Source organism: Brucella sp. RRSP16, assembly GCF_052246815.1.
Classification (GTDB): domain Bacteria; phylum Pseudomonadota; class Alphaproteobacteria; order Rhizobiales; family Rhizobiaceae; genus Brucella; species Brucella intermedia.
In genome coordinates this window covers 525180-550349 of the sequence record NZ_JBQQAM010000001.1, presented here as the reverse complement: position 1 = coordinate 550349, position 25170 = coordinate 525180, and the positions used below count along the sequence as shown (strand labels likewise).

Genomic DNA, 25170 nt, shown 5'->3' with positions numbered 1-25170 from the left:
GCCTGTGTCTCCGGCATTCGCCGCTGCTCTGGAATGGCGCACGACATAGTGGAGCTATCATGCCGAAACCGGTCGTCACCCGTTTTGCCCCTTCGCCCACGGGGTATCTGCACATTGGCGGTGCACGCACTGCCCTGTTCAACTGGCTTTACGCCAAGCATAACGGCGGCAAGATGCTGCTACGTATCGAAGACACCGACCGGGAACGTTCCACCGATGCCGCGACGGCTGCCATTCTCGATGGACTGACCTGGCTGGGGCTGGATTGGGACGGCGAAGCCATCTCGCAATTCGAGCGTGCGCCTCGCCATCGCGAAGTAGCGGAGGAGCTGGTTACTCTTGGCAAGGCATACTACTGCTATGCAACGCCGGAAGAACTGGAAGAAATGCGCGAGAAAGCCCGCGCCGAAGGTCGTCCACCGCGCTATGACGGTCGCTGGCGTGATCGCGATCCATCTGAGGCACCCGCAGGCGTTAAGCCGGTCATTCGCATCAAGGCGCCACAGGAAGGGGAAACTCTCGTGCAGGATGCCGTGCAGGGCGATGTGCGCTTTCCGAACAAGGATCTCGATGATTTCATCATCCTCCGTTCCGATGGCACGCCCACCTACATGCATGCAGTCGTTGTCGATGACCACGACATGGGGGTGACCCATATCATTCGCGGCGACGATCATCTGACCAATGCCGCGCGGCAGACAGTCATCTACAACGCAATGAACTGGGACGTGCCGCAGATGTCGCACATCCCGCTGATCCATGGCGCTGACGGCGCAAAACTCTCCAAGCGTCACGGCGCTCTGGGTGTCGATGCCTACCGTGCGATGGGCTATTTGCCCGCGGCCCTGCGCAACTATCTCGTGCGCCTTGGCTGGAGTCACGGCGATGACGAGATTATGTCGACCGAACAGATGATCGAATGGTTCGACGTCAAGGACATCAACAAGGGTGCGGCCCGCTTCGATTTTCAGAAGCTGGAGGCGATCAACGGCGTCTATATGCGCGCCAGCGACGACCGGGCGCTCTATGATGCGCTTATAGCCGTTCTTCCGGAGATTGAAGGCGGCAAGGAAATTTCCGATGCGCTGGACGATAAGCGCCGCGCACAATTGCTCGCCGCCATGCCCGGCCTGAAGGATCGTGCCAAAACTCTTGTGGAACTGGCTGACGGATCGAAATTCATCTTCGCTGCTCGTCCCCTTGACCTTGATGAGAAGGCAGCCTCCCTCCTGAATGAAGAAGGCCGCGCTGTACTCAAGTCTGTTCTGCCGGATCTGGAAGCTGCAACCGAATGGACTGTCGAATCTCTCGACGCCGTCGTGAGGACTCACGCGGAAAAAACCGGGCTGAAACTCGGCAAGATCGCACAGCCCCTACGCGCAGCATTGACCGGTCGCGCCACTTCTCCGGGCGTGTTCGACGTGCTGTTCGTCCTTGGCCGTGAGGAGTCACTCGAGCGTATTCGCGATCAAATCGGTTAAGGTGGGAACATTCACGCTGACGTGACAAAACCGGCGTAAATAGTTCAAATTACGCATTGCATCGCGAACCGTTTGGGATAGTTTGACGGGCAAAATCGTTAGGATAATGCGTGAACGCTAATGGTCCCACAGGGGCGGGACCATTCCACGAGATAAAAGACAAATTATAACGACGATTACAATTCTGCCGTCGTGCGGGCGGCAAAGTGGACATGAAAGGAAACACGATGTCAGATAGGACAGCCAGCTTTACACTAGAAGGCAAAACATTCGACCTGCCTGTACGACAAGGCACTGTCGGACCAGACGTCGTTGATATTGGTCCACTCTACAAGAATTCCCAGATGTTCACCTACGATCCGGGCTTCACCTCCACGGCATCGTGCGAATCCAAAATCACCTACATCGACGGTGACGAAGGCACCCTGCTCTATCGCGGTTACCCGATCGATCAGCTTGCCGAACACGGCGATTTTCTGGAAACCTGCTACCTGCTTCTGTACGGCGAACTGCCAACGGCAACCCAGAAGGCTGACTTCGACTATCGTGTGACGCGCCACACGATGATTCACGAACAGATGACGAAGTTCTTTACGGGCTTCCGCCGTGATGCCCATCCTATGGCCGTAATGGTCGGCTGTGTCGGCGCGATGTCGGCTTTCTATCATGACTCGACCGACATCACCGACCCGCATCAGCGTATGGTCGCCTCGATCCGTCTGATCGCCAAGGTCCCGACGCTCGCTGCCATGGCCTATAAGTACCATATCGGCCAGCCGTTCATGTACCCGAAGAACGATCTCGATTTCGCGTCGAACTTCCTGCACATGTGCTTTGGCGTTCCGTGCGAGGATTACAAGGTCAATCCGGTTCTGGCGCGCGCGATGGACCGCATCTTCATTCTCCACGCGGATCACGAGCAGAACGCCTCGACCTCGACCGTGCGCCTTGCCGGCTCGTCGGGCGCCAATCCATTTGCATGTATCGCAGCCGGCGTTGCCTGCCTCTGGGGCCCTGCCCACGGCGGCGCTAACGAAGCCGCGCTCAACATGCTGGCTGAAATCGGTTCCGTCGACCGCATTCCTGAATTCATCGGCCGTGCAAAGGACAAGAACGATCCGTTCCGTCTGATGGGCTTCGGTCACCGCGTCTACAAGAATTACGATCCGCGCGCCAAGATCATGCAGAAGACCTGCCATGAAGTTCTGGGCGAACTCGGCATCAAGGACGATCCGTTGCTCGACGTTGCGATGGAACTGGAAAAGATTGCCCTGACGGATGAATACTTCATCGAAAAGAAGCTTTATCCGAACATCGACTTCTATTCCGGCATCACGTTGAAGGCCCTCGGCTTCCCGACCGAAATGTTCACGGTTCTCTTTGCACTTGCTCGTACCGTTGGCTGGGTCGCACAGTGGAAGGAAATGATCGAAGATCCGCAGCAGAAGATCGGTCGCCCGCGCCAGCTCTACACCGGCGCCGCCGAACGCGATTACGTGCCGCTCGCAAAGCGCAAATAAATATCAGATCCGCACAAGAAAACCCGGTTGCAAAACAACCGGGTTTTTCACGCCTGCTCGCAGCAGGTAGTCACGTCCTGGACACAATCATTTCCAGCAAAAGCGCGATTGTTGTGTTGCGATAGAGTACTTCCGACGATTCAGTTTAAACTGGAAATGCTCTTCCCTGCCAGCTCCAGAACGACCCGCGCACCGATCTCGCCAGACGGCTGCTCGGTCGCCATGATCGAAGCAACCTTATCGAATCCGTCGAGTTGTGCCTGCCGTGCCGATCCGGGCTTCATCAGCCGCTCGAGATTGCGAGCAAGCATTCCGGGGCGAACGAATTCATTGAAATACTCAGGCACTACCGGCTCATCGGCTATGATGTTCGGCAGAGCCGCGCTCCAGATGGTTATCTTGGGCATCAGAAACTTGCGTGCAAACCAGTCCGCCTTATAGGAAAGCACACTTGGGATACGTGAGAGAGCCAGTTCCAGCGAGACCGTCCCGGAAGCGGCAAGCGCCGCATCAGCCCTGGAAAAAGCTTTCCACTTTTCCTCATCGCCCAAGACAATAAGGGGTTTGACCGCCCAATTCTTCGAAAGATCCCGCACCATTTCCTCGATGCGCGGCAGTGTCGGCAAAACCACATCAAGTCTTTCGGTTCTGGCAGCAAGTTCACCAACAGCCTGCCCGAACGGTTCCATCAGCATCTGGATTTCAGTACGGCGAGACCCCGGTAGAACAAGCAGCGTTTTGCGGGATTCATTAGACCGTTGCACTTCCAGTACTTTTTGTTCTGCCCTTGCCTGCAATATCGGTTCATAGCTGGAAAGGCGGTGCCCGACATAGGTGGCACTCGGTCCACTCAATTTTTGCATGACCTCCACCTCAAATGGAAGAATGGTCAGCACGTGGTCGAAATAGGCTTTCATCGCCCGGGCACGCTGCGGTCGCCAAGCCCACACACTCGGCGCTATATATTTTACAATGGGAATGGACGCATTCGCTGCCCTGATCTTTTGGGCAACACGATGCGTAAACTCGGGACTATCGATCAGAAGAACGCAATCTGGCTTCTCCGCAATGATGCGTTGCGCGGTCTGCCTAATGCGCCGCATCAGCCCCGGTAAATTCTTGAGAATTGCGCCCAGCCCCATAAGGGCAATTTCGTGCGGATCAAAGAAAGACTTCATGCCCCGGGCCGCAAGATGATCGCCACCGACGCCGACGATATCAACAAGCCGGTCTGTCTGGTTTCGTAGTGCATCAATCAGATCAGCACCGAGAAGATCACCGGATTCTTCACCGGCCACGATTGCTATTTTCAGAGGCCGGCTGTTAGTGCTCACGTCCTGGCATCCTTTCTCTCGCGACTGACTGTCTCTATGAAGAGACCCTTGTCGTTTGCTGCAGCGATGGTTTCACCGAAGCCTAGAATGAATGTCCTGCCTGCCTCAACCGCTATTCCCGATAATCCCGCTTTGGCGGCATTCTCGACTGTTGAAATCCCGATGGTTGGAAGGTCGGCTCTTTCATCCTGCTGCGGCTTTGCCATCTTCACGAGAACACCGCCTCGGCGAGGTATGCGGCGAGCCGCACGCAACTCCCGCACACGTTCGATCATTTGATCTGTGCCTTCCGCTCCTTCGAGGGCCACCACACGTCCGCCGACCGCAATTGCGCCCTGCCCGACATCGAGATCACCGAGGCGAAGCGCAGATTCCATCGCAAGTTCAAGATTATGGCGTTCTCGGGCGTCTGGCACGGCTCGAGTCAGAATTTGAGCCGGTGATGGGGAAAGCAGATCCGGGACAACTTCATGAGCCCCGACAACTTTGAAACCAAAAGATTCCAGCAGCCCTATGAACGCCCGCAAGAGCGCATCGTCCCCTTGTCCCAAAGCCCGCAGAACATAAGGCACCGCCCGCAGCGTAGGCCAGTCAAGCTTCAAATCGCTGACATGAGGGCGGCTCGTCACGCCACCGGCGAGGACAACCCGATCCACTCCCGCAGCTTTCATAGAGCGCAGCAGCTTTGCAAACTCTACGATCGAGATTTCCTGATGTTCATACTTGTAAAGTATCGGGTCGGCTTCTCCGCGCAGCGGCACAAGGAAGGGAGAGTTTCCCGCTGTCGCCAGAGCCTCTGCCACATTGATCGGCAACAGGCCGTTCCCGGCGATAATGGCAACGCGCCCCGCATGGTCTGCGAGACGCTGGATTTTCTCAATCTTCGCCGCTGTCATGTCCGGCCCCGCCATGCACCGCATCAAGCGGAGGTGTACAGTAGGCACGCTTCGTATCGACGTTGATGAAGTCGATCATATCGATGACAGCCGGAGAGCCCGGTATTGCAATTAGAACGTCTTTGGCGCGGTCCCGAATCGGCTTTGTACGGTCGAACAGCATCCTGACAGCATGACGAAGATTATGAATTTCCTTGCGCTCCATACCAGAGCGCTTCATGCCGACGATATTCAATCCGCCAAGATGAGCATGCACGCCTATTGCCATGCCGTATGGGATAAGATCGCTCACAACAGCAGCCATGCCACCTACGAAAGCGTGGTGTCCGATACGCACGAATTGATGGATAGCCGCGCCACCGCCCAGAATGGCGTGGTGTCCGATCGTCGTGTGGCCGCCAATCATCACATTATTGGAAAATGTGACGTAATCGCCAATATCGCAATCATGCGCTACATGAGCGTAAGCCAAAAACGAACAGTTGTCGCCAACCGAAGTATATCCCCGTGCGCTGTCCGACCCTTTGTGCATGGTCACGCCTTCACGGATCAGGCAGTTCGTGCCGATGTTCAGCTTGGTGGGGCCTCCCTTATGCTTGTTGTTCTGCGGATCGCACCCCAGAACTGCGTGCGGATAGACCCTCGCTCCCTCGCCAAGCGTCGTCGCGCCCGTTACAACCACATGGCTCATCAATTCCGAATTGTCGCCAATGACGGCGCCAGACTGAATATGACAGAAAGGGCCGACAGACACACCCTGCCCCAGTTCCACGCCCTGCTCTACGAGAGCGGTGGGGTGAATGAATGTTTCTTTCATTGATATGCTCACTGGTTTTCTTCAGCTGTGCTGATCATGGCAGCGACTTCAGCTTCCGCAACCTTCACACCATCAACTTCCGCAATGCATTCATATTTGGAGATATTTGCGCGTTGCTTGATCTTCTTGACATGAAGCAAAAGCCTGTCACCCGGTATGACGGGACGACGGAATTTCGCATTGTCGATAGTCATGAAATAGACCACACCCGGACGCCCGGTCTTGCGCTGAAGCAGGGAAATAGCGCCTGCCGTTTGTGCCATGGCTTCGACAATCAATACGCCCGGCATGATCGGCTTTTCAGGAAAATGGCCTGTAAAATGCGGCTCGTTGATTGTCACATTCTTGATGCCGGTCGCAGAGACGTCACCGTCAATGTCGACGATACGATCAATCAGCAAAAACGGATAGCGATGCGGCAGCACTGCCAGAAGGTCCTGGATATCTGCTGCTTCCAGCTTGGTCTGATTTGCATCACTCATCAGAGGATTGCTCCTTTCTCGATTGCCCGATGCTGCGGATATTCGCAATATCGCGGAACCACTGCTTGATAGGCCGCGCGGGGATACCGCCCCAGCGCTCACCATCGGGTATGTCATTCATAACGCCACTCGCCGCGGCAACCTGCACGCGCGAACCGATGATCAAATGGTCAGCAAGGCCCACACGTCCACCCAGCATCGTCTGGTCACCGATAACGCAGCTGCCGGAGATGCCGCAATGTGCGGCAATGATACAAAAGCGGCCGATCCGCACATTGTGCGCGATCTGGACAAGATTATCGACCTTGGTGCCTTCACCGATAACGGTGTCATTCAACGAACCACGATCCACCGTCGTATTGGCGCCGATCTCGACATTGTCCTGAATAATGACCCTGCCGAGCTGGGGAACTTTTTCCAGACCAGCCGGGCCTGGGACGTAGCCGAAACCATCTTGACCAATCCGAACGCCCGGATGAAGCGCAACTTGGTTGCCGATAAAAGCACATTGGACGGTAACGCCCGGCGCAATATAGGTGTTGCGACCGATCTGGCTACCTTCCCCAATGACCGCAGTCGATGCGACCAGGGTACCGCTACCAACGGTAACGCCCTTACCAATCACTGCTCCGGCTTCGATGGTCGCGCCATCCTCGATATGCGCGGTCGGGTGAATGATCGCCGACGACGAAATACCTGTTTCACCAAACCAGCTTACTGGTCTGACCGACGCAGGAAACAGCATTCGCCCTACGGAGGCAAAGTCTCGCTGAGGATTACGGGTCACCAATGCAGCTATATGCGACGGTACTATGTCGGCTACGGCTTCCGTACACAAAACACCGGCCGCACTGATCGACGAAAGTCCATCGGCGTTCTTTTTGCCCTCGACGAAGACAAGAGAACCTTCAGTTGCATCTTTAAGAGAAGAGAGACGCGCAACAGAACGCGGCGCAAGCTTCGCATCGCGAAGTCTTGCACCGGTAAAATCTGCTATATCGCCAATCGTGAGTTCACGCGAAGGCGCGAAAAAAACAGGATCTGCCATCAAAACACTTTCTTTCCCGGTTGTTATACCCCGGGAAAAGGCAAATCTATTAGAACTTGGTCGAAACACCGAAGTTGAAGTTCTGAACCTTGTCGGTATCAGCCTTCGCGATCGGGAACGCATAGTCAAAGCGCAGCGGACCGAACGGAGAAGCCCACATCAAGCTGACACCTGCCGAAGCACGAAGCTTCTTGTCGTCGCCGTAGATCGGAGAACCGCCCTGCGAGGAGTCGTTGCCGTAAAGCGTTGCAGCGTCTGCGAACACGGCGCCACGGATACCCAGACTCTCAGGAACCAATGGCATGGGGAACTGAACTTCAGCCGTACCATTGATGTAGGTCGTGCCACCCATCCAGTAACGCTTGCCGTTCGCAGCATCCTGATACGGACCGATACCATTGAACTTGAAGCCACGAATGATGTCCGAATTGTTCTTGAACAAGTCGAAGATACGGACGCCATCATCACCAAATTCATGGATATAACCACCGCCGATGCCCAGCATGCCGACGATATCGGCTTCCTGAGAAAGCGTCTTGTAGTAGTTACCCTTGAACGTGGTCTTGATGTACTTGGCGTCACCACCCAGACCAGCAAACTCCTGCGTGAACTTTCCATAAAGACCGTCATGCGGGTTCTTCATGTCATCGATGGAGTTGTAGGTCAGCGAATAGCTAATCGAAGAACGCAACCACGGGCTATGTTCGGCAGCCTCAAGCAAAGCAGGTGCATAGAAATTTTCCCGGTCCGGACGGAACAGATCGTACTTTTCCTGAACCAGGTTATACGCGATACCTGCCGAGAAGTCATCCGTGATCGGCAGGCCGAAACGGATGGTACCACCGGTCTGCTCGACGTCGTAGTCGTCGTTTACGCGGTATGTACGACGGAAGACGTCAAAGCCGGCCGAGAGGCGGTAACCGAGGAAATATGGCTCTGTAAAGGAAAGGCCGTAATTGCGCATATCGTCCTGGCCGGCACCCGCGCTGATACGGATATACTGGCCACGTCCGAGGAAGTTACGCTCGGTGATAGCAGCTTCAACCTGCGCACCTGGCGATTCACCACCGGTGGTATAGCCACCACCAATCGAGAATTCACCGGTCGACTTTTCAACCACATCGACAACCAGAATGACCTGATCCGGCTCAGAGCCAGGCGCGGTCGAAATGTTGACGGTCTGGAAGAAATCAAGCGCTTCCAGACGACGCTTTGCACGCTGCACCATGACCTGATTGAAGGCATCACCTTCATTCACGTCGAATTCGCGGCGAATCACGAAATCGCGGGTTTTATCGTTGCCGCGGATTTCAATGCGCTGAATGTAAGCGCGCGGACCTTCATCGACGCTGTAAACGACCGAGATCGTGCGGTTTTCGAAATCACGATCACCACGCGGCTCGACTTTCGCAAAAGCGTAACCGCTTCCAGCGACATTTTCGGTAACCGCGAGAACAGAATCCTCGATTTCCTTCGCGCTGTAAGGCTTACCCGAGCGCGTCTTGACCAGATGATCCAGAGCCTGCCCGTCGACACCAGCCACATTGCTCTCGACGCTGACGTTGCCGAACGTATAGCGCTGACCTTCATCGACCGTGATGGTGATCGTGTATTCGTTCGTCGAAGGATCGAGAACAGCATTGGACGAAATGACGCGGAAATCCGCATAGCCGCGATTGTAATAGAAACGGCGGAGCGTTTCTTCGTCAGCCTGAAGACGACCTTCGTCGTAGACGTCGTTACGCGTCAGCCACGAAAGCGGATTCGAACGCTTGGTCGAAATCACATCACGCAGACGACGGGAACTGAAAGCCTGATTGCCGACAAAATCGACGTTCGCAATCTTGGTACGCGAGCCTTCGTTGATTTCATAAACAACGTTTACACGGCCCTGACCGAGATCAACGGTACGCGCATTCACAGTCGCATCGCTGCGCCCGATATGTGCATATGCTCCCTTGATTGCCTCGACGTCCGCTTCCATCGTTGCAGCATCGTAAGGCGAGCGAGCCTTGAGCTGAACAGCGCGGGCAAGATCGGGATCCTTGATCTTCTTATTGCCCTGGAAGAGGACGTTGTTGACAACCGAGCGCTCCGTAACGTTGACGACGAGCGTGCTGCCGGACTGGTTGATGCGGACATCCGAGAACAGCCCCATCGCAAACAGACGCTTCACCGCAGCATCAATATCGGCGCTGGTGAAGGCCTTGCCCGGACGAATATCGATATTGTCACGGATGGACTGCGCGTCGACGCGTGTATTACCGCGTACCTCGATACGGCTAACGACAGCAGCCTCGGCAACGTTGACCGAAGCCAGCGAGAGTGCAGCAGTACCCGAAGCCACAAGAGCCACTGACATGGCGAGCGCAGAAGCGGCGCCAAAGAATTTAGAACTTGCCGTCATAGGCTTTCCGAACCTTCGTTTCTTTCTGTCCCCGGGGCGATTAACCCAGAAAAGCACGTACAGATACAACCGTCATACCCGGTTTTTCCATACAAGCAAGCGTCACGGTTAAATTCTGTTTACTTAAGCAACCAGCGTGGCATCCGCGCCACGCGATTTAGGTGTTATGGTAAACAAATCGCTTAGCTTTTCCAGCCGTCACTCCCAACTTTCATTTCTGTTTAACACCTTCCCCGGTCCTCGCCGGAGAAGAAACGCATCATAGCGGTTTGCTCGCTGGAACTTCCAGCCTGCACCGATCCCCAAGATCACCAACTGAGCCAGCCGGAGAGTCATCTAGCAGGCAAACAGGTCGTTGAAAAGTACGAACCCCATGAATCCCATAACAAGTAAGAACCCGGCACGATAGAAAATATCCTGCGCTGCGGCAGACACCGGACTGCCCTTGATGGCCTCCACCGCATAGAAAACCAGATGACCGCCATCCAGCGGAGGCAGCGGAAACAGGTTCAAAAGCCCGATGCCGACAGATAACATCGCCATCAACTGGATGAGCCAATCAAATCCCTGGCTTGCTGCCTTGCCAGCCATATTGGCAATCTTGACCGGCCCACCAAGCTGGCATTTATCCTCACGACCGACCGCAAAGCGCTGAAAAAACTCTCCGGTGCGACCAATAATATAGCCCGTTTCCATGACAGCTTGTGCCACTGATTCGAGCGGGCCATATTCAATCCGGCGGAAATTGCCTACAGCTTCAGTGGTTTCCACACCGATAGCGCCAAGCTTGATCCTGTTTCCAAGCGGATCGGTGCGCTCGACAATTGCCGGAACAGCTTGAAGATCAACCATCTTGCCGTCACGCTCGACAGTGAAATTCAGCGTGTCCCCGGCTCGCCCGGATACGATGCGCTGCACATCGGAAAAAGTGGTAATCTTTTCGCCGTCGACGCTGATGAAGCGATCTCCAGCCTCAAACCCGGCCTCAGCCGCTGGACTGCCCGGCTGGACACCCGCGATAAGCGGATCAGAAATCTGACGGCCGTAAAGCGCGAAGAACACACTGAAAATGACGACAGTCAGAATAATATTGAAAGCAGGTCCGGCAAAGACCGTCGCCGCACGCTTCCAAACAGGTTGGGTGTGAAACGCCCTTCGCTGCTCATCCACACTCAGACACGCATTATTGACGTCCACCGGAGAACTCGTGGCGCTCTCATCGCCAATGAACTTGACGTAGCCGCCAAGCGGAATGGCGGAAATCTTCCATCGCGTTCCGTGTTTATCCGTGAAACCGATCAACTCGGGCCCAAAACCGATGGAAAAAGCCTGGGAGCCGATGCCGCACCAGCGCGCAACCAAATAGTGGCCCATTTCATGGACAAAGACCACAACGGTCAACACAAACAGAAAAGGAATGATGGTCCCGACAAGCAGGCTTTCGCCACCCAGAAAAAAGGCCAACGCGTCCTGCAAATCACTGCTCCTTACAAAACACTACCGGATCGCCAAAAAACCGAATGAATTTAAACAATTCCTTGCGCCCTTAGAAACTGAAGAAAATCGCGGACGGGACGTCTGGCTCGGCGAAAATTGCACCAAACAGGTACAAAAGTGCGGCAGCAGCTACAAGTCCGTCAACACGGTCCAATACACCGCCATGTCCTGGTAGCAAGCGCCCTGAATCCTTTGCGCCGAACTGACGCTTCACCCAGGATTCCGCGAGGTCGCCGATCTGCGATACGATAGACAGCAGGAGCGCGAGCAGCGGTACAAGCCAGCTGCCTGGAGCCGCCACCAGAGAGGCAACCAGGATGCCGCCGGCCACCGCGGCAGCGGCGCCACCGATGGCGCCAGACCACGTCTTGTTCGGCGAGAAGCGCGGCGCCAACTTCGGCCCACCCAATGCCCGGCCGTTGAAGTAGGCTGCGATATCTGTGGACCAGACCACAGCGAAAAGAAAAACAATGGCTGTAAAGCCGAAAGGTTCGTCGCCGCGCAGGAGCGAAAGCGAAACGGCGGAGAAACCCGCATAGAATAGTCCTGCCGCCGGCCAGCCGCGCCCTGCCTGCCATTGGGTGAGCAAAAGTATGAGCGTGCCCGCTAACAGAACGCCGATGGTCAGCAACGCAGAGCGGTCCAAAACGAGCAGAATACTCGTAAGACCCAGCCATCCCCAACCGAATGCTCGCGAGAAAAGTGTCTGCTTGGGTGCGGTCAAGCTGGTCCACTCATGGAACATGGCCAATCCGATCGCAATCGAAAACAGCGTGAAACCCAAACCGCCAATCCATGTCAGCCACAAGGCAGCTGCACCGAGAACAATAGCAGTAATGATACGGGTTTGCAGATTGGACATTGAGACCTTTCGACGGACCGGCTTGCGCCTTTCTAGAGCATTGCAGTGGTTCCGATTCTCAGGAACCACTTTAGACTGCCGCCCCCTTGGTCGAAGGGCATGCGATTTCTTCTTCGAGTTCTTCAATTCCTGTGCGCACCTCAACACCACCGAATCGACGCTCCCGCTGGCGAAAAGCATCATAGGCAGCGTCGAGGTCCGATGAACGAAAATCGGGCCAGTGAATGGGCAGGAATAGGAATTCCGAATATGCCGCTTGCCAGAGCAGGAAATTCGACAGCCGCATTTCTCCGCTCGTGCGGATGATTAGATCCGGATCGGGTATCCCCGCCGTATCAAGATTTGCGGAAATCAGTTCAGCGGAAATGGACGCCGGATCAAGCAGACCGGCGGCAACGTCGCGCGCCAGGCTTCGCACGGCACGAACGATCTCGTCGCGGGAACCGTAGTTGAAAGCTATGATCAGGTTGAGGCCGGTATTGCGATGCGTAAGCGTTTCTGCTTCTACCAATAGCGTCCTGATATCGGGGGCAAGCTCCTCGCGTTCGCCGATGATGCTGACGCGCACATTGTTGCGGTGCAGCTCCGCGAGATCGCGACGGATGAAAATCTTCAGCAAGCCGAGGAGGTCATTCACCTCTCCACTCGGGCGCGACCAGTTTTCAGAAGAGAATGCGAACAAAGTCAGGTAGCCGAGGCCACGATCCCCGGCTGCCCGCACTGTCTCGCGAAGAGCTTCCACACCTGCCCGATGTCCGGCACTGCGGGGCAAGTTGCGTGCCTTCGCCCAACGGCCATTGCCATCCATGATAATGGCGATGTGGCGCGGTTCGGACATGGCGAAGCTCTCCTTCAATGAAAATCATGCAAGTCCTAGACCTGCATGATCTCCCCTTCTTTCACGGCAACGATCTTATCCATCTCTGCAATGGTTTCGTCGGTCAGCTTCTGCACCTTTTCCGACAGAACACGGCTATCATCCTGACTGATGAGGCTGTCTTTCTCCAGCTTTTTCAGCGTATCCATGCCGTCGCGACGCACATGGCGGGCAGCGATGCGGCCCTGCTCGGCGTATTGATGTGCAATCTTGACCAGTTCCTTGCGGCGCTGTTCATTCAACTCCGGCAGCGGAATGCGCAGCGTCGTACCGTCGGTGATTGGATTGAGGCCGAGGCCTGAATCGCGAATTGCGCGTTCCACGGCGCCCACCATGCTCTTGTCCCAGACGGAGACCGAAAGCATGCGCGATTCGGGAACGGTAATATTTGCAACCTGGTTGATCGGCATCGTCGAGCCATAGGCTTCAATCACGATCGGCTCCAGCAGGCTTGCGGAAGCACGGCCCGTGCGCAGGCCACCAAGATCGTGCTTCAAAGAGTTGATAGCGCCTTCCATGCGGCGTTTCAGGTCGTTGATGTCGAAAGCATCACTCATGCATTTTCTCCTTCGATACGCAGCAAGGGCCGATCAATTATCGGAAACGATCGTGCAGCGCCCCTTGCCTTGCAGAATTTCGGCCAAGCCGCCGTTTTCATGGATGGAATAGACTATTATCGGAATGTTGTTCTCACGCGCAAGGGCAACAGCGGCTGTATCCATGACCGCAAGCCCGCGATCGAGAACTTCCTTGTGCGTCAGACGATCGAAACGCGTGGCGTTCGGATCTTTCTTTGGGTCGGCGGAATAAATTCCGTCAACCTGCGTGCCCTTCAAAAGCGCATCCGCCTCGATTTCGGCAGCGCGAAGAGCCGCCGCCGAATCCGTCGTGAAGAATGGATTTCCGGTACCGCCAGCAAAGATCACGACCTTGCCCTCATCCATGTAGGCCGTAGCCTGTCTCTGCGAGAAGCTCTCACAGATTTCAGGCATGGCGATGGCCGAGAGCACGACGGAGTCGACACCGATCTTGTGCAGTGAGGTACGCAGCGCAAGAGAATTGATGACCGTGGCCAGCATTCCCATGTGGTCGCCCGTCACGCGGTCGCCACCTTTCGAGGCCACTGCCACGCCACGGAAAATATTACCGCCGCCAATGACGACGCCGACTTCGACCCCAAGCGACCGTGCCTGCTTGATATCGCTTGCAATACGGTCTGCTACGGAAACATCGATGCCAAAGCCCTGGCTGCCCATCAATGCCTCACCTGAGGCTTTCAAAAGGACGCGTTTGTAGGCGGGTTGACCTGGCATTGGATGCTCTCCGCAGATGGTGATCAAGTGGATGTGTTCGGGTTCCGATACACGAAGGGCACCGCGTTGTCACGCGATGCCCTTCGTAATCAAAAGCCTTTTCAGGCAATCAACGCATTCCGAAAAGGGAAAACCTAATTTCGGGCGAGATGCGCTGAAAAACAGACCTGCTTAGCCCTTGGCAGCAGCAGCTACTTCAGCAGCAAAGTCGGTTTCTTCCTTTTCGATGCCTTCACCGAGAGCGATACGGGCAAAGCCCGTGATCTTGGCCGGCGCACCGATGGTCTTTTCAGCTTCCTTGAGGGCAGCTGCAACCGTCAGGTCAGGATTGATAACGAAAGCCTGCGAAAGAAGAACGACTTCTTCGTAGAACTTGCGCATGCGGCCTTCGATCATCTTTTCGATGATATTGTCCGGCTTGCCGGATTCGCGAGCCTGCTCAATGAAGATCGCCTTTTCGCGCTCGGCAGCAGCCGGATCGACATCTTCGGCGGTCAGAGCCAGCGGGTTGATTGCAGCAACGTGCATGGCAACCTGGCGACCGAATGCCTTTGCAGCTTCTGCATCGCCAGCGGTTTCGATTGCAACGAGAACGCCCAGCTTGCCAAGGCCATCAGCAACACCGTTGTGAATGTAGGTCGCGACAACGCCCTGCGGAACGGTCAGCGCAGCCGAACGGCGGAAGCCAATGTTTTCACCGATGGTGGCAACAGCGTCCTTTGCCGTTTCGGTAACGGTCTTACCATCGATCTTGGCGTCGGCCACAGCTTCGGTCGAGCCATCGGTCGACAGAGCAGCCTGGGCGATCTTGCGGACCAGATCCTGGAAAGCATCGTTGCGGGCAACGAAGTCGGTTTCGGAGTTTACTTCAACGACAACAGCCTTGTTGCCGGAAGCTGCAACGCCAACCAGACCTTCAGCAGCCGTACGGCCAGCCTTCTTGTCAGCCTTTGCAATACCCTTGGCGCGCAGCCAGTCAACGGCAGCGTCGATGTCGCCATTGGTTTCGGCAAGTGCTGCCTTGCAGTCCATCATGCCGGCGCCGGTGAGGTCGCGGAGTTCTTTGACGAGAGATGCGGAAATGCTCATGATGTCGCCTTTCATGAAAGCGAAGGCACACCGAAAAGGTGTGCCAACTTTTAACCGGCGCTTGGTTTCTGGATCGCGACCTGACCTGAGCGTTGCACTACAGGAATCACGATCTCGCACCGGGATGAAACGAGATTATCCACCCGCCCTATCACAGATATGACGGATGGATGAAATCATACGCTGATTAAGCGCCTTCAGCCGGAGCTTCGAGGGCTGGCTCTACCGGAGCTTCAGCCTGTGCACCGATGTCGATGCCCATCGCGCCCTGCTGACGCGCAATGCCGTCGAGAGCAGCGCGGGCAATCAGATCGCAATACAGGGCGATAGCGCGCGCGGCGTCATCGTTGCCCGGGATCGGGTAATCGATCTGGTCCGGATCGCAGTTCGAATCGATCACGGCAACGACCGGAATACCAAGACGCTTGGCTTCCTGAATGGCAATCGCTTCCTTGTTGGTGTCGATGATGAACATCAGGTCCGGGACCGAGCCCATGTCCTTGATACCGCCGAGGGCGCGGTCAAGCTTTTCACGCTCGCGCTCAAGGTTGAGGCGTTCCTTCTTGGTGAAGCCCTGAGCTTCGCCAGCCAGCAGTTCGTCGAGCTTGCGCAGACGCTGGATCGAATTGGAGATCGTCTTCCAGTTCGTCATCATGCCGCCGAGCCAGCGTGCATTGACGTAATACTGTGCCGAACGATTGGCAGCATCGGCAATGATGTCCGAAGCCTGACGCTTCGTGCCGACGAACAGAACGCGACCGCCGCGGGCAACCGTGTCCGAAACGATCTTCAGCGCGTTGTGCAGCAGAGGAACGGTCTGGGACAGATCGAGAATGTGGATATTGTTGCGGTCACCATAGATGTATGGTGCCATTTTCGGGTTCCAGCGATGGGTCTGGTGGCCGAAGTGAACACCAGCTTCCAGAAGCTGGCGCATGCTGAAATCAGGTAATGCCATCTTTATTTTCCTTTTCCGGTTTAACCTCCACGGGCTGAGGCGATTTCTCGCCACCGGAGGTTTTTGCCGGATTTCTCCCGACAAAAGCCCAATCCCGTGTGTGGAATAGGCGCGCTGTTAACTGATCACGCCGCAAAATGCAAGTCGTCTGCACAATATAGCACTGAACGGGCTAACAAACATGCCCACCAGGGCGTCTACTTGCAGGTTCCAGCCTGTTTTGCCGTATCATAGACATCAAGCTTCACGAGTTTTCCCCTCATGGAGAAATCTCCATAATCCATGGTAAGGTCGCGGGTAATTCCATTGCGATAAAGCTTGAAATTGATGCGATAGATGGGCAGCCCGTCCTGCTTTTCCTTGTCATCGAAATAGGCAATCGTTACCGGCCAGACCTGATCCTTGGAAAACTTGCCCATGATCTTGGTCTCGTCGTCCGTCAAGGACTGTTCCTTGCCGACGACAACGGTGGTTGCAACCACCCGGTCGGCATCTTCGGAAGCATCAAACAGCGATGTCTGGTAGAACTTCTGCCCGGCTTCCGCCTTGCCGATCAGTTCTTCCATATGACCGGTGGGAAATTGCGTTCCCTTGAGGTCGAGCTTGTTTTCCTTCGGCTTGCTCAACTCGACGACGGTCTTGCCGCCCTCGAGCTTCGCGTCGCCACGCACTTCCTTGACCAGTTCCTTGTCCACGAAGGTCTTGTTGACGAAGCGGAAGTTCTTTCCGTCCGCTCCTTCGAACGTCGTCGTCTGCTGGTCGGTCACGCGCTGCGGCTGCTCTTCCATATCGATCCGGGTCACGAAACGGAAATTGGTGGTGTAGCCTTCACATGCCGATCCGTTAAACTCATACACCATGCGGCCGGTCAAACCACTGATCCCTGATTTTTCATCGGCTCGATCCAGAGTCAGATCATAGACTGCGCGATGTGGAACCAACGTTACCGTCGAGGCCGCATGAGCGGCGACCGCAAATCCGGCCCAAATACAAGCAGCCGTTCCACTCGCCGCAACCGCACTCTTGAAAAAACGCATACATGAATCTCCCGATGAGTTGACGAGCATGATAAAAAAACTCGTGGCGGAAGCGAGGCAAAAAAAGCACCCTTCCCCAAAGCTTCACCGATTCTGCTTATAGGTAGATCGCGAAGTACCTTTGCAAGCAAGGATTAATATAATGACCGACACGATCGACAGCCGCCTTAAAAATCTGGGTATATCCATCCCGGAAGCCGCCGCACCCGCCGCAAACTATGTTCCTTTTGCCCAAAGCGGCTCTTTGCTGCTCACTTCTGGCCAGCTTCCACTCGAAGGCGGCAAGCTGGTGCACACTGGCCAGATCGGAGACGAGCTGACAGTTGCGCACGGACAAGCGGCGGCACGCGCCTGTGCTGTCAACATTCTTGCCCAGGCAAAGGCGGCACTTGGTGACCTCGGCCGCATCAAGCGAATTGTAAAAATTACGGCCTTCGTAGCTTCAACGCCCGACTTTGTGGAGCAGCATTTGGTTGCCAATGGCGCATCCGATCTCCTCGTCGCAGTCCTCGGCGACGCTGGCAAACATGCCCGCTCCGCAGTCGGCGTTGCCAGCCTGCCGCTCAATGCACCTGTCGAAATAGAAGCAATCATCGAGGTTGCGTGACATGACGTCCATTGACTGGATCAAGAAGCGCCCTGTCGCTCATCGTGGATTGCACGATCTTAACAAGGAACGCTGGGAAAACACCCTTTCAGCGTTTGAGGCGGCAGCCAAAGCGGGATTCGCCATTGAATGCGATGTTCATCTCACCCGTGATGGCGGCGTGGTCGTCTTTCATGATGACGAGCTGAAGCGTCTCGCCGGTCGCGAAGGCTACATCAGCGATTTGACGCTTGCCGAAGCGACCGCGCTCAAGGTCGGCGGCACCGCCGATCACGTGCCGACGCTTCGTCAGATGCTTGATCTGGTCGATGGCCGTGTTCCTCTTGTCATCGAATTGAAGGGCATAGAAGGTAAGGACGACGGTCTAGTGGCCGCCGTTGCCAAAGAACTGGCGTCTTATAAGGGCGAAGCGGCGATCATGTCTTTCGATCACCACCTGATCCGCCGCTTTGAAGCAGATGCGCCGGGAATCCCGGGAGGGCTTACCGCCGAAGGTACCAGTACGAAAGATTTTGAAAGACATTTCTCCATGCTGGCGCATGGCATTTCCTTCGTATCCTATAACCTGCATCATCTGCCCAACCCGTTCGTCACTTTCGTTCAGGAGAAGTTGCACATGCCGGTGATCAGTTGGACCGTTCGAGATCGCGAAATGCAGAAGCATAGCGATCTCAATGTCGACCAGATCACGTTCGAAGGTTTTGATCCACGCGCCCTGTTAGCTTGACGACAACACGCCGAGCGCCGCAACATGCGCGATAACGGCAAAGGAATAGCGGTGAACGACGAAGACCCGCGGAATGAGCAAAGCTTCGTTCTCCGTGTCGTTGAGAATATCAGCGAATTCACGAAGGACGAATGGAGCAGTCTTGTCGGGGCTTCCCGACAGGACGCGAACTACAATCCCTTCATAACCCGCAACTTCCTGTTGGCTCTGGAAGAGTCGGGCTCAGTTTCCCGAAAGGCGGGCTGGCTTCCGAAGCATTTGCGCCTTGAAGACGATCGGGGCAGTCTCATCGGAGTGGTGCCAAATTATCTCAAAGGCCACAGTCAGGGAGAATATGTCTTCGACCATGGCTGGGCGGATGCTTTTGAGCGCGCCGGAGGCCGATATTATCCCAAATTTCAGGCAGCAGTGCCCTTCACTCCAGCTACCGGCCCGCGCCTTATCAATCACGTCGCTTATGAAAGCGAAACGGTTCGACTGGCGCTGGCTGGCGGATTGCGGGAACTGGCGGACCAGACCGGTGTTTCATCTGCGCATGTTACATTTGCACTGCCCGATGAGGTTACCGCACTGGAGCGCGCAGGCTTTCTCCATCGCACTGATCAGCAGTTTCACTTTAAAAACAAGAACTTTAAAAGCTATGATGACTTTCTGAGTGAACTTGTATCCCGGAAACGCAAAGCGTTAAAAAAAGAACGCCGCCAGGCTTTGTCGGACGGCATAGAAATCGACTGGCTGACCGGCAACGACCTCACGGAAGCCGTCTGGGATGATTTCTTTGCGTTTTATATCGATACGGGCAGCCGCAAATGGGGACGGCCCTATCTGAACAGGCAGTTCTTTTCGCTGATCGGCGAAAGCATGGCCGAGGACATCCTGCTCATCATGGCAAAACGCAACGGGCATTATATCGCCGGTGCAATCAATTTCATCGGGGGTGACACGCTCTTCGGCCGGCACTGGGGCTGCATTGAAGATCATCCCTACCTGCATTTTGAGGTTTGCTATCATCAGGCAATCGATTTTGCCATCGATCGAAAACTGAGTGTCGTGGAGGCTGGCGCACAAGGCGAGCATAAAATCGCGCGCGGTTATGTGCCGGTCACGACCCATTCGGCGCATTACATTGTCCATGAAGGTTTTCGGAATGCAGTGCGTGATTATCTTGAGCATGAGCGCCGCGAAGTCGAGCAAATCCAGAGCGCTTTGCATGAACACTCCCCATTCAGGGACGCATGAACCGATCCACCTTGCCTACCAGGAATAGATGCGGTCTGATCCGTTCAAACATTCCGCATTGGAGAGAATCGCATGCCCGCTACCTATGACGACAATAATATCTTCGCCAAGATTCTGCGCAGTGAAATTCCGTCCACCCGTGTTTATGAAACCGACGATGTCGTTGCGTTCATGGATGTGATGCCGCAAGGCACGGGCCATACGCTGGTTGTGCCAAAGGCACCTTCCCGCAACCTGCTCGATGCCAAGCCGGAAACCCTCGCGAACGTTATTCAGGTTGTGCAAAAAATCGCCCAGGCCGTAAAAACGGCTTTCAACGCCGATGGCGTAACGGTTATGCAGTTCAACGAACCTGCATCCGGCCAGACCGTCTATCACCTGCACTTCCATGTGATCCCGCGTTTTGAAGGCGTCGCGCTCAAGCCCCATACGGGACAGATGGAAGACGCCGCAGTTCTTTCAGCAAACGCTGAAAAAATCCGCGCAGCAATTTGATATGACTCAAACTTTCAAAGTGTAAGCAGACCGATCACCAGCAGGATTTCCGCGATCAGAACACCGACCAGCAATCGCTTGCCGGTCATGATGAAAGCGGCAAATCCTGCCACGGCGGAACCAGCGCGCAGCCACAGCGGCGAGTTGGCCAATTCGCCATTGGGATAGAGAACAAGCTGCGCAATAACGCCTGCTACCAGCGCGGTTGCGATGCATCGTACGAGAACAAGCGCCTCGGAATCCTCTCGTACCCGCCCGCCAACCAGCACTCCCATCACGCGAAACAGATAGGTCGGCAACGCTCCCGCCAGCAGGATAAACACGAACGGCCACCACCAAGTTGAAAAACTGTCCCAGTTCATTCACCCGCTCCTGCTGGTATTTGACGCATTCTATGAAAGCCGAACGCTATCAGCCCGCCGAGAATACCCGTGAACAGCAGATCGTATCCCGGAGCCAGATGATGGAATATGGGAAACAGAGCGATCCCGGAAATCATCGCAACCTGCCCTGCCCGCTCCCTGGCTGAACGCCAGAGCGATGTCAGAAAATACATCGGCGTCAGCATGAAAAGTGCCGCAAAAACGATTGGCGGAAAAGACGTCGATAACGAATAAACGATTGCGACGATGATCGCATTGGTTCCCACTAGCACCATTCCGATTCCCGCAAAATAACTGGTTCTCATATCACGCGGTATCTTGCGCAACTCTTCCATGGCCATGACCCACGCGGTGACAGCCACGAAATGACACAAGGCCGCGAGCGTCAGTTTCCGGGTCTTCGGACCCTGCAGTTCGGGAAGCAATGCAACCACCATCGGCATCAAACGCACCGACGACAGCCCAACGGCGAGAGCTGCGGCAGGCAAAGCCACGCCGGCGCTGATCGCGCCAATCAGAACGACCTTGGCCGGAAGAGCCCAGATGGTAAGGGTCATGAAAACCGCCTGGACAACTGTAATTCCGCTTTCGATGGCCAGCCCGGCAAAACCGATGAATGAACTCATCAGCAATAGAGCCGGAATGCTGCAAATGCGCATACAACCGCGCAGAAACCATCGCATGTGGCGTTGATCTTCTAAATTACGTTCAGGAGGACTGAGATGAATCGGTGGCATGGAGCCACGTTAGAGCAAGGTCCAAGCAAGTTGCACCCGGTTTCTTCCGCCAGAATAGGAAAACCTCAGTTTTCGTCCATGCTCGTCACGGATTCAAGAAAAACGGCCCCCGGAGGGGCCGTTTCTATCCCAACTATTTCTTGCGCGGCACCTTCGGCACCGAGGACTTGGTCACCGAAGACTTCGAGGACGTTTTTGGCGCCGGTTCGTCCTTGCCCGCCAGCACTTTTTCCTTTTCAGCCTTCTTCGGAGCAGCCTTCTTGCGTTGCAACTGCTTCTTTTCAGCCGGAATGTCCTTTTTCGGACTGACCGGCTTGTCGGCGACACTTTCCAACGACAGATCGGTTTTTCCGTCAGGCTTGGTTACCACGTCCACGCGAACCGTGCCGCCGTGCTTGAGTTTTCCGAACAGCACTTCATCGGCCAATGGCTTCTTGATGTGCTCCTGGATAACCCGGCCCAGCGGACGTGCACCCATGCGCTCGTCGTATCCCTTGTCAGCCAGCCAGGAGATTGCACCTTCGGTCAGTTCGAAAGTCACACCGCGTTCAGCAAGCTGTGCTTCAAGCTGAAGCACAAACTTCTGCACTACCTGATGGATAACCGGAACCGGCAGCGGGCCGAACGGAATGATCGCATCCAGTCGGTTACGGAATTCCGGCGTAAACAGACGGTTGATCGCTTCCATGTCATCGCCTTCGCGACGTGTGGAACCAAAACCGATTGCTGCCCTGGCCATATCCGACGCACCGGCGTTGGTGGTCATGATCAGGATCACGTTGCGGAAGTCGATCTTCTTGCCGTTATGATCGGTCAGCGAGCCATGATCCATTACCTGCAACAGGATGTTGAACAGGTCCGGATGCGCCTTCTCGATTTCATCGAGCAGCAGCACGCAATGCGGATGCTGATCGACCCCATCTGTCAGAAGACCGCCCTGATCGAATCCGACATAGCCGGGAGGGGCACCAATAAGCCGCGAGACGGTATGGCGCTCCATATATTCCGACATATCGAAACGCAACAGTTCGACACCGAGCGAACTTGCCAGTTGCTTGGCGACTTCCGTCTTGCCGACGCCAGTAGGGCCGGAGAACAGATAAGAGCCGATTGGCTTGTCCGGTTCACGCAGTCCTGCACGGGCGAGCTTGATTGAGGCCGACAGAGCTTCGATTGCCAGATCCTGACCATAGACGACGCGCTTCAGCTCTGCATCCAGATGTGACAGAACCTGTTCGTCATCCTTCGACACCGATTTCGGTGGGATACGGGCCATCGTTGCGATTGTCGCTTCGATTTCCTTTACGCCGATGGTCTTCTTGCGCTTGTTCTCGGGCAAGAGCATCTGGCTGGCGCCCGTTTCGTCAATCACGTCGATTGCCTTGTCAGGCAGCTTGCGATCCGAAATATAACGCGCAGACAATTCCACCGCCGTCTTAATGGCATCGACGGTGTACTTGACCTTGTGGAAATCCTCGAAGTAAGGCTTCAGCCCCTTCATGATTTCAATCGCATCCGGGATCGAAGGCTCGTTGACGTCGATCTTTTGGAAACGACGCACCAAGGCGCGATCTTTCTCGAAGAACTGACGATATTCCTTATAGGTGGTGGATCCGATGCAGCGGATAGCGCCCGACGAAAGCGCAGGCTTCAACAGGTTCGACGCGTCCATTGCGCCTCCTGAGGTAGCGCCAGCGCCGATGACCGTGTGAATTTCGTCGATGAACAGGACCGCACCCGGATACTCCTCGAGTTCCTTGACGACCTGCTTCAGGCGTTCTTCAAAGTCACCACGATAACGGGTGCCAGCCAGAAGCGTACCCATGTCGAGCGAAAAGATCGTCGCGTCGGCCAACGCCTCGGGCACCTGCCCTTCAACGATCCGCTTGGCGAGACCCTCGGCGATGGCGGTTTTGCCAACACCCGGATCGCCCACATAAAGCGGATTGTTCTTCGAACGGCGGCAAAGCACCTGAATGGTACGGCTGATTTCGCTGTCACGTCCGATCAGTGGATCGATGCGACCAGCCTTGGCTTTCTCATTGAGATTGACGCAGTAAGCTGACAGCGCGTCCTGCTTTTTCTTCGCGCTCTCCTCCTGCTCAGTGCTTGTCCGTTCTTCGCTCGGGCTCTCCGCGCCGCGCGGCGGACGGGTTTCGCTGCTCTGCGGACGTTTGGAAATGCCGTGCGAAATATAATTCACGGCGTCGTAACGGGTCATCTGCTGTTCCTGGAGGAAATAGGCAGCATGGCTTTCCCGTTCCGCAAAGATGGCAACCAGCACGTTCGCGCCAGTCACTTCCTCACGGTTCGAGGACTGCACATGGATGACCGCACGCTGGATGACCCGCTGAAACGCAGCAGTGGGTTTGGAATCTTCGTCATAACCCGTGACCAGGTTATCAAGTTCGCGATCAATATAATCGGTAACGATACGCTTGAGATGCTCAAGGTCGACGCTGCAGGCACGCATCACTGCGCCCGCATCCTGATCGTCGATCAAGGCAAGCAAAAGGTGTTCGAGCGTCGCATATTCGTGATGCCGCTCGTTTGCTATTGTGAGGGCTTGATGCAGAGCCCTTTCAAGGCTTGGGGAGAACGATGGCATATGACCTCACTTTTTCTCCATCACGCATTGCAGCGGATGCTGGTTTTGGCGGGCGAAATCCATGACCTGGCTGACTTTGGTTTCGGCGACTTCGTATGTAAATACGCCGCACTCGCCGACCCCGTGATTGTGAACATGCAGCATGATGCGCGTGGCATCATCCCGGTTCTTCTGGAAAAACCGCTGCAGGACATGAACGACGAACTCCATGGGTGTGTAGTCGTCGTTGAGGAGCAGGACACGATAGAGGCTGGGTTTCTTGGTCTTCGGCTGCGTGCGCGTGACCACAACGGTGCCGTTTTCCGGACCATTCCCGCCGTCGGTCTTGCTTTGCATGACTATATCGAGATGCCTCATGAAACCTATTACCCGGATGCCCATCTGCCTGGCCCAACTTGCCCTATTATGTAGGTCGTCATGGGGTGATTTTAAGCCCTTCACTGGCACTTGCAACCGGGACTTATTGCAATAACGCGGCTTGACACAGTTATATGGTATCTCGAATTGAAGGGCGTTCTTTATAAAATAGCGGTCTAAATGCCTGAGTTCTCAAATACAGACCGGGCTAACTGTCCCCCAAAAAACTCCACCCTATAGAAAGCGGAATACAAATTGCCATTTCGACCTATGGAAAAAAATACTATTTTGCACATATAATCAGAACGATAATAGGTGCATTTTATATAATATTAGAAAGCAACTTTTTAACACACACTTATTTCAAGTCGCTGCCCCTCCCCTCCTATACGATAAGGC

General features: G+C 55.2%; 24 protein-coding genes. 6 read left to right on the top strand and 18 right to left on the bottom strand.

All coding sequences use genetic code 11. The annotated features are described in order from the left end of the window. The first annotated feature begins 59 nt into the window (after nucleotides 1–59). On the top strand, nucleotides 60–1481 hold the full coding sequence (gltX, locus tag ACS5UA_RS02640) for a glutamate--tRNA ligase (protein ID WP_021585231.1): 1422 nt from the start codon (nucleotides 60–62) through the stop codon (nucleotides 1479–1481). A gap of 227 nt (nucleotides 1482–1708) precedes the next feature. Then, nucleotides 1709–3001: a citrate synthase gene (gene gltA / locus ACS5UA_RS02635; protein WP_025089503.1), complete on the top strand. Its 1293-nt coding sequence runs from the start codon at nucleotides 1709–1711 to the stop codon at nucleotides 2999–3001. Nucleotides 3002–3141: 140 nt separating this feature from the next. On the opposite strand, the gene lpxB is transcribed toward gltA, so the two are convergent. The 14 genes from lpxB to eipB form a co-directional block, all read right to left on the bottom strand. Then, the gene (gene lpxB, locus ACS5UA_RS02630) at nucleotides 3142–4335 is read right to left on the bottom strand and encodes a lipid-A-disaccharide synthase (RefSeq protein ID WP_025089502.1); all 1194 of its coding nucleotides are present in this window, start codon (nucleotides 4333–4335) and stop codon (nucleotides 3142–3144) included. After that, nucleotides 4332–5231 (bottom strand): LpxI family protein, encoded by a 900-nt coding sequence (locus tag ACS5UA_RS02625; protein ID WP_025089501.1) that lies wholly within the window; start codon nucleotides 5229–5231, stop codon nucleotides 4332–4334. The genes lpxB and ACS5UA_RS02625 overlap by 4 nt, the downstream gene beginning before the upstream one ends. Then, nucleotides 5212–6048: an acyl-ACP--UDP-N-acetylglucosamine O-acyltransferase gene (lpxA, locus tag ACS5UA_RS02620; protein WP_021585235.1), complete on the bottom strand. Its 837-nt coding sequence runs from the start codon at nucleotides 6046–6048 to the stop codon at nucleotides 5212–5214. The genes ACS5UA_RS02625 and lpxA overlap by 20 nt, the downstream gene beginning before the upstream one ends. A gap of 8 nt (nucleotides 6049–6056) precedes the next feature. After that, complete coding sequence (gene fabZ / locus ACS5UA_RS02615) at nucleotides 6057–6530, bottom strand: 3-hydroxyacyl-ACP dehydratase FabZ (protein WP_006466942.1); 474 nt, start codon at nucleotides 6528–6530, stop codon at nucleotides 6057–6059. Beyond that, on the bottom strand, nucleotides 6523–7578 hold the full coding sequence (gene lpxD / locus ACS5UA_RS02610) for a UDP-3-O-(3-hydroxymyristoyl)glucosamine N-acyltransferase (RefSeq protein WP_021585236.1): 1056 nt from the start codon (nucleotides 7576–7578) through the stop codon (nucleotides 6523–6525). Before lpxD ends, fabZ begins: the two co-directional genes overlap by 8 nt. A 49-nt stretch (nucleotides 7579–7627) precedes the next feature. Further along, the gene (gene bamA, locus ACS5UA_RS02605; protein WP_021585237.1) at nucleotides 7628–9985 is read right to left on the bottom strand and encodes an outer membrane protein assembly factor BamA; all 2358 of its coding nucleotides are present in this window, start codon (nucleotides 9983–9985) and stop codon (nucleotides 7628–7630) included. A gap of 336 nt (nucleotides 9986–10321) precedes the next feature. Next, nucleotides 10322–11461 (bottom strand): RIP metalloprotease RseP, encoded by a 1140-nt coding sequence (gene rseP / locus ACS5UA_RS02600; RefSeq protein WP_021585238.1) that lies wholly within the window; start codon nucleotides 11459–11461, stop codon nucleotides 10322–10324. 70 nt (nucleotides 11462–11531) lie between these two features. Next, entirely contained in the window at nucleotides 11532–12344 is an 813-nt protein-coding gene (locus ACS5UA_RS02595) for a phosphatidate cytidylyltransferase (RefSeq protein WP_021585239.1), read from the bottom strand. A gap of 70 nt (nucleotides 12345–12414) precedes the next feature. After that, nucleotides 12415–13182 carry an isoprenyl transferase gene (locus tag ACS5UA_RS02590; protein ID WP_021585240.1) on the bottom strand — a complete coding sequence of 256 codons (768 nt, stop codon included), beginning with the start codon at nucleotides 13180–13182 and terminating at the stop codon, nucleotides 12415–12417. 35 nt (nucleotides 13183–13217) lie between these two features. Beyond that, nucleotides 13218–13778 carry a ribosome recycling factor gene (gene frr, locus ACS5UA_RS02585; RefSeq protein WP_006466949.1) on the bottom strand — a complete coding sequence of 187 codons (561 nt, stop codon included), beginning with the start codon at nucleotides 13776–13778 and terminating at the stop codon, nucleotides 13218–13220. A gap of 33 nt (nucleotides 13779–13811) precedes the next feature. Further along, nucleotides 13812–14534, bottom strand: coding sequence for a UMP kinase (pyrH, locus tag ACS5UA_RS02580; RefSeq protein ID WP_006471613.1), 723 nt, complete (start codon nucleotides 14532–14534; stop codon nucleotides 13812–13814). Nucleotides 14535–14705: 171 nt separating this feature from the next. Beyond that, nucleotides 14706–15623, bottom strand: a complete 918-nt coding sequence (gene tsf, locus ACS5UA_RS02575; protein WP_031346049.1) for a translation elongation factor Ts — start codon at nucleotides 15621–15623, stop codon at nucleotides 14706–14708. A 187-nt stretch (nucleotides 15624–15810) separates the two neighbouring features. Further along, on the bottom strand, nucleotides 15811–16581 hold the full coding sequence (rpsB, locus tag ACS5UA_RS02570) for a 30S ribosomal protein S2 (protein WP_006466952.1): 771 nt from the start codon (nucleotides 16579–16581) through the stop codon (nucleotides 15811–15813). 197 nt (nucleotides 16582–16778) lie between these two features. Further along, a complete protein-coding gene (eipB, locus tag ACS5UA_RS02565; RefSeq protein WP_021585242.1) occupies nucleotides 16779–17618 on the bottom strand; it encodes a cell envelope integrity protein EipB in 840 nt (279 codons plus the stop codon). A 142-nt stretch (nucleotides 17619–17760) separates the two neighbouring features. Between eipB and ACS5UA_RS02560 the strand changes: the two genes are divergently transcribed. From ACS5UA_RS02560 to ACS5UA_RS02545, 4 genes are all read left to right on the top strand, one after another. Next, a complete protein-coding gene (locus ACS5UA_RS02560) occupies nucleotides 17761–18225 on the top strand; it encodes a RidA family protein (protein ID WP_006471616.1) in 465 nt (154 codons plus the stop codon). A 1-nt stretch (nucleotide 18226) separates the two neighbouring features. Beyond that, a complete protein-coding gene (locus ACS5UA_RS02555) occupies nucleotides 18227–18952 on the top strand; it encodes a glycerophosphodiester phosphodiesterase (RefSeq protein WP_021585243.1) in 726 nt (241 codons plus the stop codon). Nucleotides 18953–19003: 51 nt separating this feature from the next. Further along, complete coding sequence (locus tag ACS5UA_RS02550) at nucleotides 19004–20191, top strand: GNAT family N-acetyltransferase (RefSeq protein WP_025089497.1); 1188 nt, start codon at nucleotides 19004–19006, stop codon at nucleotides 20189–20191. Nucleotides 20192–20263: 72 nt separating this feature from the next. Beyond that, entirely contained in the window at nucleotides 20264–20686 is a 423-nt protein-coding gene (locus ACS5UA_RS02545) for an HIT family protein (protein ID WP_021585245.1), read from the top strand. Nucleotides 20687–20700: 14 nt separating this feature from the next. Here the strand turns inward: ACS5UA_RS02545 and ACS5UA_RS02540 are convergent, their stop codons facing one another. The 4 genes from ACS5UA_RS02540 to clpS all read right to left on the bottom strand — a co-directional run bounded on the left by ACS5UA_RS02540 (nucleotide 20701) and on the right by clpS (nucleotide 24750). Then, a complete protein-coding gene (locus ACS5UA_RS02540) occupies nucleotides 20701–21048 on the bottom strand; it encodes an AzlD domain-containing protein (protein ID WP_021585246.1) in 348 nt (115 codons plus the stop codon). Next, nucleotides 21045–21695 carry an AzlC family ABC transporter permease gene (locus tag ACS5UA_RS02535; protein WP_318258017.1) on the bottom strand — a complete coding sequence of 217 codons (651 nt, stop codon included), beginning with the start codon at nucleotides 21693–21695 and terminating at the stop codon, nucleotides 21045–21047. The genes ACS5UA_RS02540 and ACS5UA_RS02535 overlap by 4 nt, the downstream gene beginning before the upstream one ends. A 244-nt stretch (nucleotides 21696–21939) precedes the next feature. Continuing rightward, nucleotides 21940–24414, bottom strand: coding sequence for an ATP-dependent Clp protease ATP-binding subunit ClpA (gene clpA, locus ACS5UA_RS02530; protein WP_021585248.1), 2475 nt, complete (start codon nucleotides 24412–24414; stop codon nucleotides 21940–21942). Nucleotides 24415–24420: 6 nt separating this feature from the next. Continuing rightward, nucleotides 24421–24750 carry an ATP-dependent Clp protease adapter ClpS gene (gene clpS, locus ACS5UA_RS02525; protein ID WP_036565154.1) on the bottom strand — a complete coding sequence of 110 codons (330 nt, stop codon included), beginning with the start codon at nucleotides 24748–24750 and terminating at the stop codon, nucleotides 24421–24423. Between the last annotated feature and the right edge of the window lie 420 nt (nucleotides 24751–25170).